This is a genomic window from Paracidovorax avenae ATCC 19860 (genome assembly GCF_000176855.2).
Taxonomy (GTDB): domain Bacteria; phylum Pseudomonadota; class Gammaproteobacteria; order Burkholderiales; family Burkholderiaceae_C; genus Paracidovorax; species Paracidovorax avenae.
Map to the genome: position 1 here is coordinate 1,200,261 of NC_015138.1, position 11,880 is coordinate 1,212,140.

9 protein-coding genes are annotated in these 11,880 nt (G+C 70.0%); all 9 read right to left on the reverse strand.

Annotated elements, in window-relative coordinates; translation table 11 throughout:
- Positions 1-66: 66 nt before the first annotated feature.
- Entirely contained in the window at positions 67-1,107 is a 1,041-nt protein-coding gene (locus ACAV_RS05255) for an ABC transporter substrate-binding protein (protein WP_013593537.1), read from the reverse strand.
- A 127-nt stretch (positions 1,108-1,234) separates the two neighbouring features.
- Positions 1,235-1,768 (reverse strand): nucleoside deaminase, encoded by a 534-nt coding sequence (locus ACAV_RS05260; protein ID WP_013593538.1) that lies wholly within the window; start codon positions 1,766-1,768, stop codon positions 1,235-1,237.
- A gap of 73 nt (positions 1,769-1,841) precedes the next feature.
- Complete coding sequence (locus ACAV_RS05265; protein ID WP_013593539.1) at positions 1,842-4,142, reverse strand: NADP-dependent malic enzyme; 2,301 nt, start codon at positions 4,140-4,142, stop codon at positions 1,842-1,844.
- A gap of 153 nt (positions 4,143-4,295) precedes the next feature.
- Positions 4,296-5,792 (reverse strand): nucleobase:cation symporter-2 family protein, encoded by a 1,497-nt coding sequence (locus ACAV_RS05270; protein ID WP_013593540.1) that lies wholly within the window; start codon positions 5,790-5,792, stop codon positions 4,296-4,298.
- Between the two features lie 101 nt (positions 5,793-5,893).
- Positions 5,894-6,754, reverse strand: coding sequence for a GntR family transcriptional regulator (locus tag ACAV_RS05275; RefSeq protein WP_013593541.1), 861 nt, complete (start codon positions 6,752-6,754; stop codon positions 5,894-5,896).
- 34 nt (positions 6,755-6,788) lie between these two features.
- Positions 6,789-7,574, reverse strand: coding sequence for an aspartate/glutamate racemase family protein (locus ACAV_RS05280; RefSeq protein WP_013593542.1), 786 nt, complete (start codon positions 7,572-7,574; stop codon positions 6,789-6,791).
- 26 nt (positions 7,575-7,600) lie between these two features.
- A complete protein-coding gene (locus ACAV_RS05285; protein ID WP_041828971.1) occupies positions 7,601-9,067 on the reverse strand; it encodes an NCS1 family nucleobase:cation symporter-1 in 1,467 nt (488 codons plus the stop codon).
- Between the two features lie 234 nt (positions 9,068-9,301).
- The gene (locus ACAV_RS05290) at positions 9,302-9,997 is read right to left on the reverse strand and encodes a GntR family transcriptional regulator (RefSeq protein WP_013593544.1); all 696 of its coding nucleotides are present in this window, start codon (positions 9,995-9,997) and stop codon (positions 9,302-9,304) included.
- A 28-nt stretch (positions 9,998-10,025) separates the two neighbouring features.
- Positions 10,026-11,861 carry a methyl-accepting chemotaxis protein gene (locus tag ACAV_RS05295; RefSeq protein WP_013593545.1) on the reverse strand — a complete coding sequence of 612 codons (1,836 nt, stop codon included), beginning with the start codon at positions 11,859-11,861 and terminating at the stop codon, positions 10,026-10,028.
- Positions 11,862-11,880: the final 19 nt, after the last annotated feature.

Consider the following 11,880-nt stretch of genomic DNA (forward strand, 5'->3'; position numbering starts at 1 on the left):
GGACACCCTCCCTCCACGCGGCCGCGTGGAAGGGCAGGGGTGCCGGGGCGGGCCGGGCGGGAGGGCCTACTTCTTCGGCAGGATGTTCAGCTCGGCGGCCGCCGGCAGGAAGCTGCCGTTCCACACGGTGGCGGGATCGACGCGCGTCTTGGTGTTGTAGGCGTCGGACACCTGCGAGGCCATCAGCGCGAGCCGCTGGGGCTTCACCTGGCCGAAGCCTTCGGCGCGCGCATCCGGGCTGTTGATCACCGTGTCGATGGCCAGTTGCAGCCGGCGCGTCTCGAGCGCGGTGTTCACGATGCCGTCGCGTTCCTTCACGTAGGCGATGGCGGCGCCGGGGTTGGCGATCACTTCCTTCGCGCCGCGGGCGAAGGCCTTCAGGAAGGCCTTCACCGCCTCGGGGTTCTCCTTGAGGATCTTCGGGCTCGCGATGATGGCGTTGCCGTAGAGCTTCACGCCGTAGTCGGCATAGGGCAGCACGACCACGTCCGACGCCTTGGCGCCGCGCGCCTCCAGGTTCAGCAGGGAGGTGAAGGTGAACCCGGTGATGGCGTCCACGTCGCCGCGCACGAGCATGGTCTCGCGCAGCGGCGGGTCCATGGCTGTCCATTGCACGCCGGCGATCTGGTTGGCCTTGGCGAAGATCGGGAAGCCGCGGCGCCCGGCGTCGAACACCGGCGCGCCGAGCTTCCTGCCGTTCAGGTCGGCGGGCTTGGTGATGCCGCTTTTCTTCAGCGCCATGACCGAGGCGGGCGTGTTGTTGTACACCATCATCACGGCCACGGGCTTGTTCTGCGCGTCGGGGTTGTTGCCGTGGAATTCCATCACCGCGGCCAGGTCGGCAAAGCCGATGTCGTACGAGCCCGAGGCCACGCGCTGCACGGCGCCGCCCGAGCCGTTGCCGGCGTCCACCGTCACGTTCAGGCCCGCTTCCTTGAAGTAGCCTTTGGTCGTCGGCAGCAGGAAGAAGGCCGCGGGCCCCTCGAAGCGCCAGTCGAGCTGGAACTTGATGGGGGTGGGCGCGCCGGACTGGGCCTGCGCGGCGGGCACCAGCAGGCCCGACGCGGCGAGCAGCAGGGCGGACTGCAGGAAGGAACGCTTGGTCATGGGGTCTCCATTCGTGTCGATCGATACCGGGGGTATCAGCAAGATCGATGCCTGTCCGCCGCCGGCTGCAGGGCGCAGTATGCACGGATTGCACCAGCATGGTGCATGCTTCGTGCCTGCCAGGGAGTCAGCGGTGTTCCCAGAAGCCGCGGTGCGCGGCGACGAGCGCATCGCGCAGTTCGGGGACAGGGCCGGTCACCTCCACCGGGCGCTGGCCGCGCGCGAACACCTCGCGGCAGGGCAGGTCCAGCGTGGGGTTCTCGGGGTGGTCGCCCGTGATAGCGCGCAGCGCCGTCTCCTCGGCGCCGTACAGCACGCGCCCGATGCCGGCCCAGTAGATGGTGCCGGCGCACATGGCGCAGGGCTCGAAGGTGGTGACGAGGGTGCAGCCGCGCAGCAGGTCGGCGGGCCAGCGCGCCGCCGCCTCGCGCGCGAGCGTGGACTCGGCATGGTTCACCGTGTCGATATTGCCCTGCTCGGCCAGCACGGTATCGCCGTCCGGCGCGACCAGCAGCGCACCGAAGGGATGGCGCCCGGCGTCCATCGCGCGGCGCGCGACCGCATCGGCCCGCAGCAGGTGGCGGGCGATGCGCTCCGGCGTCAGCGGGGCTGCGGCAGGGGAAAGAGAATGGAACGGGGAAGGGGGTACGGGATCGGCCATGGCGCAGGCCGCATGCAAGCCGCGTACCGGTGGCCGTCCCGCTGCCCGGGTGGCGGGCTGCGGGACGGGCGCTTCAGCGCTGGGCCTTGGAGGCCACGGCGTTGGCGGCGGCCAGTGCCGTCATGTTGACCACGCGGCGCACGGTGGAGGAGGGCGTGAGCACGTGGGCCGAGGCGGCGGCGCCCAGCAGGATCGGGCCGATGGTGGTGCCGTGGCTGCCGGTGGTCTTGAGCACGTTGAACAGGATGTTCGCCGCGTCGAGGTTCGGGCAGATCAGCACGTTGGCCGAGCCGGTGAGCGTGCCGTCCTCCAGCGCGGTCTGGCGGATCTTCTCCGACAGGGCCGCGTCGCCGTGCAGCTCGCCATCGCTCTCGATGTGGGGCGCGGCCTTCGCGAACAGGTCGCGCGCCGCGCGCATCTTGCGGGCCGAGGGGCGCGTGGACGAGCCGTAGTTGGAGTGCGAGAGGAACGCGACCTTGGGCGGCAGGCCGAAGCGCTGCACTTCCTCGGCCGCCATCTGCGCGATGTGCGCGAGCTGCTCGGCGCTCGGGTCCTCGTGGATGTAGGTGTCGGCGATGAACAGCGTGTGCTGGTCCAGCGTGAGGGCGTTCACCGTCGCGAGGCCGGCGGCGCCGTCCTTCAGGCCGATCACCGTGCGCACGTGCTCCAGGTGGTGGTCGAAGCGTCCGACCAGGCCGCACAGCAGCGCGTCCGCATCGCCCAGTCGCACCATCAGCGCGCCGATGAGCGTGTTGGAGCGGCGCACGGCGGCCTTGGCGGCCTCGGGCGTGATGCCGTCGCGGCCCATCAGGCGGTGGTAGGCCTCCCAGTACTGGCGGAAGCGCGGATCGTCCTCGGGGTTGCAGACTTCCACGTCCTTGCCGAGCTGGATGCGCAGGCCGGCCTTCTTGATCCGCATCTCGATCACCGCGGGGCGGCCGATCAGGATGGGCCGGGCCAGGCCGTCATCGACCGCCACCTGCGCGGCGCGCAGCACGCGCTCGTCCTCGCCCTCGGCATAGGCCACGCGCTGCAGGCTGGCCTTGGCGGCGGTGAAGACCGGGCGCATGAACATGCTGGTCTGGTAGACGAAGCGCGTGAGGCTGTCGCGGTAGGCGTCGTAGTCCTGGATCGGGCGGGTGGCCACGCCCGAGGCCTCGGCCGCGCGCGCCACGGCGGGCGCGATGCGCAGGATCAGGCGCACGTCGAACGGCGTGGGGATGAGGTAGTCGGGGCCGAAGGAGAGTTCCTGGCCCGCGTAGGCGGCGGCCACCTCGTCGCTCATCTCCGCCTTGGCGAGGTCGGCGATCTCGCGCACGCAGGCGAGCTTCATCTCCTGCGTGATCTTCGTGGCGCCGCAATCGAGCGCGCCGCGGAAGATATAGGGGAAGCACAGCACGTTGTTGACCTGGTTCGGGTAGTCCGAACGGCCCGTGGCGATGATGCAGTCCGGGCGCACGGCCTTGGCCAGTTCCGGGCGGATCTCCGGCTCGGGGTTGGCCAGCGCCAGGATGATGGGCTTGTCCGCCATGGTCTTGACCATGTCGGCCGTGAGCGTGCCGGCGGTGGAGCAGCCCAGGAACACGTCGGCGCCGTTGACCACGTCGGCCAGGGTGCGGGCCTCGGTCTTCTGCGCGTAGCGGGCCTTGGATTCGTCCAGCGGGCCGCGGCCCTCGTAGATCACGCCCTTGGAGTCGCACACGAAGATGTGCTCGCGCTTCACGCCCAGGCCGACCATGACGTCCAGGCAGGCGATGGCGGCGGCGCCGGCACCGGAGACGGCCACCTTCACGGCGCCGATGTCCTTGCCCACCAGTTCGAGGCCGTTGAGCAGGGCGGCGCTGGAGATGATGGCCGTGCCGTGCTGGTCGTCATGGAACACCGGGATGTTCATGCGCTTGGAGAGCTCACGCTCGATGTAGAAGCACTCGGGCGCCTTGATGTCTTCCAGGTTGATGCCGCCCAGCGTGGGCTCCAGCGCCGCGACGATCTCGATGATCTTGTCCGGGTCGCGCTCGGCCAGCTCGATGTCGAACACATCGACCCCCGCGAACTTCTTGAACAGGCATCCCTTGCCTTCCATCACCGGCTTGCCGGCCAGCGGGCCGATGTCGCCCAGGCCCAGCACCGCCGTGCCGTTGGTGATCACGCCCACGAGGTTGCCGCGCGAGGTGTAGTCGAACGCCAGCGACGGGTCGGCCTGGATGTCCAGGCACGGATAGGCCACGCCGGGCGAATAGGCCAGGGAGAGGTCGCGCTGGTTGGACAGGGGCTTGGTCGGCGTGACGGCGATCTTGCCGCGGCTGGGGTTGCGGTGGTATTCGAGCGCTGCTTCGCGCAGTGCCGCTTCCGCGGCGGAGAGTGGCTTGGTCATACGGGGACTTCCGGAAAAAAGGGCGCAGAGGCGATGCCTGTCGAGCTTAACCGCCGGGCCCGCGCCAGGGGGGCCTGTACCCATGCGATATGTGCATGGGGACCGAATGCCCGCGCCGGATGCGGAGCGGGTCTGTGCCGGGGCAGGCCGGGCTCAGTGCGCTTCGGCCTGCCGGGCGGCATCCACGGCCGCGGAGGTGTCGCGGCTGGTGCCATTGAAGAAGACATTCAGGAGCACGGCGGTGATCGAGGCCAGCAGGATACCGGATTCGATCAGCGGGTGGATGGCATGCGGCATCCACTGGCGGAAGTTGGGCGCCACCAGCGGCACCATGCCCACGCCGATGGACACGGCCACGATCATGGCGTTGAAGCGGTTGGTCTTGAAGTCCACCGCGCCCAGGATGCGGATGCCGGTGGCCGCCACCATGCCGAACATCACCAGGCCCGCGCCGCCCAGCACCACGGTGGGCAGCGATTCGACCAGCGCCGCCATCTTGGGCACCAGGCCCAGCAGGATGAGGATCAGGCCGCCGGCCACGCAGACGAAGCGGCTCTTGACGCCGGTCACGGCCACCAGGCCCACGTTCTGCGAGAAGCTGGTGTAGGGGAAGGTGTTGAACAGCCCCCCGATGAGCGTGCCCAGCCCGTCGGTGCGCAGGCCGCGCGTCAGTGCCGCCTGGTCCACCTTTTTGCCCGTCATCTCGCCCAGCGCGAGGAACATGCCGGTGGATTCGATCATCACCACCACCATGACCAGCGTCATGGTGAGGATCAGCACCGGGTCGAAGATGGGCGCCGCGATCTCGAAGGGCAGCACCAGGTCGAACCACTGCGCCCTGGCCACCTTCTCGAACCCCATCAGCCCCAGGGCCGTGGCCGCCACGCCGCCGATGCAGATGCCCAGCAGCACCGAGATGTTGGCCACGAAGCCGCGCGCGAATCGGGCGATCAGCAGGATGGACAGCAGCACCAGCGCCGAGATGCCCACGCCCGTCAGGTCGCCGTAGCGCGGGTTGGGCACGGTGGGCACCACCGCGAAGCCCTTGGGCACGGGCGGCAGCGACGAGCCCGGTGCGCCGGCGGCAGCCTGCGCCTCGGCCAGCCATTTCACGTGATCGGGATTCACCACCGTGGGCGCCGTGGGGCCCACCGGGTTGCCGAAGATCCAGTTGATGCCCACGCGCATCAGGCTGATGCCGATGACCGCGATGATGGTGCCCGTGACCACGGGCGGGAAGAAGCGCAGCATGCGGCTGATGAGCGGCGCGATCAGGATCGAGACCGCGCCCGCGCCGATCACCGAGCCGAAGATCAGCCCCGCGCCCGCCGGGCCGGCGGTGGACTGGGCCATGGACACCATGGGCGCGACGGCCGCGAAGGTCACGCCCATCATCACCGGCAACTGCACGCCGAACCAGCGCGTGGCGCCTAGCGCCTGGATCAGCGTGACCAGGCCGCAGCAGAACAGGTCGGCCGAGATGAGCTTGGCGACCAGGTCGGGCGTGAGGTTGAGCGCGCGGCCGATGATGAGCGGCACGGCGACCGCCCCGGCATACATGACCAGCACGTGCTGCAGGCCCAGGGCGGCGAGCTGGCCGGCGGGCAGGCGCTGGTCCACGGGATGGATGGCGGTGGAACGGGAAGACATGGCGGGATTCCTTGGCGGCTGGACTGCATACACGGCTGTATGGAAAAAATGTATGCAATTTGGGTGCCTGCCGCCACGATGGAAAACCCGCGCGGCCGCGCTCAGGACAGCAGGGCCTTCACCAGGTCCAGTTGCCGGTCTGCACGCTCGCTGTCCAGCTCCAGGCTGGCTTCGATGCGGTCGAGGTGGTCCACCATGCAGGCGACCGCCGCCTCGGCATCGCCGCTGCGGCACACGCGCAGGAACTCGGCATGCTCCCCGGAGGAGCAGTGCGCGTCGTTGGACGAGTGGTAGAGCATGGCGATGAGCGAGCTGCGCGCCACCATCTCCTGCACCAGCTGGGCGAGCGTGTGGTTGCCCGCGGCCTCGGCCAGCGCGACGTGGAAGTCGCCCAGCAGCTTCTCCTGCACGCTGCCGGTGGCGGGGCCGGCCTTGAGTGCCGTGCGCTCGAAGCGGATGTGCTGCTCCAGCAACTGGTAGTCGGCCCGCTTCCCCCGGGCCACGAACAGCCGCACGACCTCGCTTTCCAGGATGCGGCGCACGGCGAACACCTCGCGCGCCTCCTGCACGCTGGGCCGGCTCACGAACGAGCCCTTGTCGGGAATGGTCTCGATCAGCCGGTCCTTGGCCAGCATGACCAGCGCGGCGCGCACCTTGGTGCGGCTCACGGAATAGATGCGCCCCAGCGCCTCCTCGCGCAGCCAGGTGCCGGGCGGCAGGCGCTTCTCGACGATGGCGGTCGCCAGGTCGCGCGCGATGCCTTCGATGGAGACCTGGGCGGCTTCCGGCGCGGTGGGCGATGCGGGTGCGTCCAGGCGCTGCGCCGGGGCGGTGCGGCGGGGTGCACGCGCCTTGGATGCCGGCGCGGGCGCGGCGGTGGCTGTGCGCTGGTGCGCGGGTGGAGAGGCGGGGGCGGGAGCAGGAGCGGAAGTGGGGGCGGAAGTGGGGGCGGCGCGGGGCATGGCGGGATTGTCGCGGCAAGCGGCGCCGCCGCGGTCATGCGCGCCGCAGCGCCGGCGCGGTGGCGGGCGCCGCTGCCATGGGAGCCGCGCCCAGCGCGAAGCCGGCCAGCGCCCCGGCCATGGCTTTGGGCAGCGGCCGGGCCAGTTCGCCGTGCTTGCTTGTCGCCAGCCGCAGCGTCACCAGCGATTCGACCAGCGTGGTGGCAGCCGCCACGCCGTCGATCACCGGCACGCCCAGCGTCCTGCCGATATGCTCGCACAGGTCGGCCATGCCGGCGCAGCCCAGCACGATGGCGTCGCAGCCGTCCTCGGCCAGCGCGCGGCGGCACTCCTCCACGATGCGTTCGCGCGCGTGGGAGCCGGGCACTTCCAGTTCCAGCACCGGCAGCTCGCAGGCGCGCACGTTGGCGCAGAAGCGCTCCATGCCGTAGATCTCGGCCAGGTGCCAGGCCTGGCCCATGGTGCGGCCCAGCGTGGTCACCACCGAGAAGCGCGTCCCCACCATGCTCGCCAGGTGCATGGCGGCCTCGGCGATGCCCACTACCGGGCCGCGTGCCAGTTCGCGCGCGGCCTTCAGGCCGGGGTCGCCGAAGCAGGCGATCACGTAGCCATCGACGCCTTCGGCTTCGCCACGGGCGATCTCCTGCAGCAGGCCGGGCACGGCCAGCGCCTCGTCGTAGTGGCTCTCGATGGACGCCGGGCCCATGGCGGGGCTGACGGCGATGACCTCGGTGCCCGGCCGCGCCACGGCGCGCGCGCAGGCCCCGATCTTCTCGGTCATGCTCCAGGTGGTGTTGGGATTGATGATCTTGATACGCATGGGCGCTGCCCGTTCCTTCTTCGGTTTCAGTGTTGCTTGCGGTTCAGTGCCAGGTAGATGACCAGGCCCAGGCCCATGCCGATGAACCAGGCATAGCTGGCGGCGCCTCGCCAGCTCGGCACGACCACGCACAGGATGGGCACCAGCGCGGCCGGCACCATGGTCATCACGGCGCGGGGGTTGTAGCCGCCCTGGTACCAGTAGCGGCCTTGCGTGTCCATGGTGTAGAGGTCATCGACCACCACCTGCTGGCGGCGCACGAAGTAGTAGTCGGCGATCAGGATGCCGAACAGCGGGCCGATGAACGAGCCCAGGATGTCCAGCGTGTAGTGGATGACCTGCGGGTTGTTGTAGAGGTTCCAGGGCGTGATGAAGATCGAGCCCACGGCGGCGATCATGCCGCCCGTGCGCCAGCTGATGTGCTGCGGCGCCACGTTGGAGAAGTCGAACGCGGGCGACACGAAGTTGGCCACGATGTTGATGCCCACGGTGGCGATCATGAAGGTGAGCGCGCCCAGCACCACGGCGGTGGTGGAGTCGATGCGGCCGACGGTGTGGACCGGGTCGGTGATGAGTTCGCCGAACACGGGCAGCGTGGCGGCGGTGGTGACCACGGTGAGCAGCGAGAAGAACACGAAGTTGACCGGCAGGCCCCAGAAATTGCCCTTCTTCACCGCGTCGAAGCTCTTGCCATAGCGGGAGAAGTCGCCGAAGTTGAGCATCGGGCCGCTGAAGTAGCTCACCACCAGCGCGATGGCCGAGAGCATCACCGGCACCGCGTCCCAGCCCTGGAAGCGCACGCCGCCCAGGTTCAGGTCGATGTTCTTCCAGCCGGCCTTCCAGACCAGCCAGCCACAGAGGATGGCCATCACCACATAGACGCCCGGGCCGGCCCAGTCGATGAAGCGGCGGATGGCCTCCATGCCGTGCCAGAACACCAGCGCCTGCAACACCCACATGACCATGAACGACACCCAGCCCAGCGTGGACAGGCCCGCGAAGCCGTGCCGCGTGACATCGGCATAGGCGTCGAGCGAGGGGTAGAAATGCAGCGCCAGGATCATGAAGGCGCTGGAGGCCAGGTAGGTCTGGATGCCGTACCAGGCCACCGCGATCAGCCCGCGGATGATGGCCGGGATGTTGGCGCCCAGCACGCCGAACGAGGCGCGGCAGATCACGGGGTAGGGCACGCCCGTCACCTGGCTGGGCTTGGCCACCAGGTTGCAGAAGAACTGCACGATCACGATGCCGATCAGCAGCGCCGCCAGCACGTGCCAGCTCGACAGGCCCAGCGCGAACAGGCTGCCGGCGGTGACGTAGCCGCCGACGCTGTGCACGTCGGACATCCAGAACGCGAAGATGTTGTACTGGCCCCAGGTCTGTTTCTTCAGCGGCGCGAGGTCCTCGTTGGTCAGGCGCGGGTCATAGCCGGGCTTGATGAGCGCGTTGCCGGCGTGGGGCGAGGCAGTAGCGGCGGGCGCAGGGGTGGACATGGACGTGGCGGGCTGGGCGATCGCGGCGTGGCCTGCGGTGCGCGCCGGGCTGGTGGCGGATTGCATGGGGTTGTCTCCTTGTATTGGCTTCCCAGAATGCATGCGAGTTTGTATACAAAAAATGGATGCATTCAAAGGCCTGGAGCGCGCATGCGGCTCGGTGCTTACCCGGTTGCCAGCCGGCGGTGCAAGGTGCAGGAGATGGGTGGGGGAGGGCTGCCGGCCGGGGCGCGGTCAGTCCGCCGCGGGCCGGGCCGCGGCGGCCAGGGGGGCGAGCGATTCGCGCAGCCGGTCGCGTACCAGGGGCTGGCCCGGGTCGAGCGCGTCTTCCACGTGGCCGATATGCGCCAGCATGCGCTCCCGGGCCAGGGCGGTGTCCCCGGCCTCCAGGGCCTCGACGATGGCCGCGTGTTCCTCGCAGGACTGGCTGGCGCCGTGCTGGGACTGGTAGAGCGATGCGGCCAGCGTGGTGCGGGCGGTGAGGTCGCGCAGCAGGTCGCTGAGCGTGCGGTGGCCCAGCGCCTCGGCCAGGCAGACGTGGAAGTCGGCCAGCAGGAAGGCGCGCGTCGCGGCATCCGCGCCTTCGATCGCGCGCCGTTCCTCGTCGATGTGCGCGCGCAGGCGCGGCACCACGGTCTGCTGCAGCGGCCGGCCGGCGTCGGCCAGGATGCCGGATTCGATGATGCGTCGCGCGGAGAAGGCGTCGCGCGCATCCTCCACCGACGGCTCCACCACGTACCAGCCGCGCCGCGCCCGCACCTCGACGAAACCGCGGGCCTGCAGCTGCATCAGCGCTTCCCGCACCATGGTGCGGCTGACGCCGAACAGGTCGGCCAGGTCCTGCTCGCCCAGCCGTTCGCCGGGCGCCAGTTTCTGCGCCAGGATGGACTCGACGACCTGCTGTGCGATCTGGCTCTGGCTGGTGCCCATCGGTGCCGTCGGGGGAAGCCGGCCGCGCTCAGCGCGGCAGGGCCAGTGCGTGGGAGCCCGGCGCGGAGTGCTCGTCGAGCGTGAAGCCCGCCACGGTGCGCGACAGGTGGTGCGCCTGGTCGTTGAGCACGCCGGAGGCGGCGGTGGATTCCTCCACCAGCGCGGCGTTCTGCTGCGTGGCGCGGTCCATCTCGGCGACGGCCTGGTTGATCTGCGCGATGCCCGAGCTCTGCTCGGCCATGGAGCCGTTGATCTCGCCGATGATCTGCGTGACGCGCTGGATGCCGTCCACGATCTCGCCCATGGTCTCGCCGGCCGCGCGCACGCGCTCGGTGCCGGTGAGCACGCTGGCGCCCGAGGCGTCGATCAGCGACTTGATTTCCTTGGCGGCCTCCGCGCTGCGCTGCGCCAGGCTGCGCACCTCGCCGGCCACGACGGCGAAGCCGCGGCCCTGCTCGCCGGCCCGCGCGGCCTCCACGGCCGCATTCAGCGCCAGGATGTTGGTCTGGAAGGCGATGGAGTCGATCACGCCGATGATCTCGCCGATCTTGGACGAGGCCCTGGAGATGTCGTCCATGGTGTTCACGGCGCTGGCCACCACCTCGCCGCCCTTCAGGGCGGAGGCGCTCGCCGCGTTCGCCAGGCGCGTGGCCTGCGCGGCGGATTCGGCCGACTGCTGCAGCGTCACGGTGAGCTGCGACAGCGACGCGGAGGTTTCCTGCAGCGCGCTCGCCGATCCCTCGGTGCGGTTGGAGAGGTCCTGGTTGCCGGCGCGGATCTCGTCCGTGGCCGTCTTCATCGATTCCACGCCGTGGCGCACGTCCTTGAGCACCGTGCCGATCTGCTCGACGAAGGCATTGAACGAGGAGGCGATCTGGGCCACCTCGTCGCGGCCGGACACGGGCAGGCGCTGGGTCAGGTCGCCGCCGCCGGAGCCGATGCGGTCCATGGCGTCGCGCACCTGCGAGAGGCGGCGGAAGGAGGTGGCGGTGAGCAGGGCGGCGACGCCGGCCGCAGCCAGAGCCAGCAGCACGATCGCGATGGCCAGGGTGTGCAGCACGCTGCGCAGGCCGGCCGTGGCCTCGGCCTTGTCCAGCGCCACGATCAGCGTCCAGTCCGTGCCATGCACGGTGCGGCCCTTGAGCAGCTTGGCGGCGCCGTCCATCTCGACCTCGAGCGGCTTGTCCGACGTGGCGAGGGACGCCATGGTGGCCGGCGTCAGCACGGAAGAAATCTCGGTGACCGGCTTGAGCGCCAGCTTGGCGTCGGCATGCGCGATGACCTGCCCGTCGCTGTTGACCACGAAGCCGAAGCTGCCGGGCGTGGGGCGGATGGCCGCGACCACCTCGCGCACGCCGTCGAGCGGCACCGCGCCGCTCAGCACGCCCTCGAGCTTGCCGCCGCGCAGCATGGGCGCCACGAAGGCCACGTAGGGCACGCCGGTGGTCGAGTCGCCGTAGGGCTTGGTGACGGCCAGCTTGCCGGCCTGCACGGCGCTCTTGTACCAGGGGCGGGCCGTGGGGTCGTAGCCCGGGGCCGTCTTGGTCGTGGAGAAGAAGGTCTTGTCCTCCCACCCGACGGTGGTGATCGGGAAGCCGTTGGCCTTGCCCATCAGCGGCACGTAGCCTTGCGGGTCGCCATGCTCGATGGCCGCCGCCGTCGCCTGCACGGCCGTGCCCTTGGCGGCCACCCACTGGTCCACCGCCATGGCATTGCCGGCGGCGATCGCGTTCAGGTCCTGCTCGATGGTCTCGAACGTGCTCGCGCGGGTGATGGTGTAGGTGGCAGCCCCGGTGACCGCCAGCGCGCACACGACCGTGGCGGTACTGATGAACAGGATCTTGGAGCGCAGTGTCTGGAGCATGGGAAACCTTCGGGCAGAA

Excerpts from the sequence above, each read along its gene's own strand:
- ACAV_RS05255 (WP_013593537.1), bottom strand. The coding sequence starts at position 1,107 with ATGACCAAGCGTTCCTTCCTGCAGTCCGCCCTGCTGCTCGCCGCGTCG.
- ACAV_RS05260 (WP_013593538.1), bottom strand. The coding sequence starts at position 1,768 with ATGGCCGATCCCGTACCCCCTTCCCCGTTCCATTCTCTTTCCCCTGCC.
- ACAV_RS05265 (WP_013593539.1), bottom strand. The coding sequence starts at position 4,142 with ATGACCAAGCCACTCTCCGCCGCGGAAGCGGCACTGCGCGAAGCAGCG.
- ACAV_RS05270 (WP_013593540.1), bottom strand. The coding sequence starts at position 5,792 with ATGTCTTCCCGTTCCACCGCCATCCATCCCGTGGACCAGCGCCTGCCC.
- ACAV_RS05275 (WP_013593541.1), bottom strand. The coding sequence starts at position 6,754 with ATGCCCCGCGCCGCCCCCACTTCCGCCCCCACTTCCGCTCCTGCTCCC.
- ACAV_RS05280 (WP_013593542.1), bottom strand. The coding sequence starts at position 7,574 with ATGCGTATCAAGATCATCAATCCCAACACCACCTGGAGCATGACCGAG.
- ACAV_RS05285 (WP_041828971.1), bottom strand. The coding sequence starts at position 9,067 with ATGTCCACCCCTGCGCCCGCCGCTACTGCCTCGCCCCACGCCGGCAAC.
- ACAV_RS05290 (WP_013593544.1), bottom strand. The coding sequence starts at position 9,997 with ATGGGCACCAGCCAGAGCCAGATCGCACAGCAGGTCGTCGAGTCCATC.
- ACAV_RS05295 (WP_013593545.1), bottom strand. The coding sequence starts at position 11,861 with ATGCTCCAGACACTGCGCTCCAAGATCCTGTTCATCAGTACCGCCACG.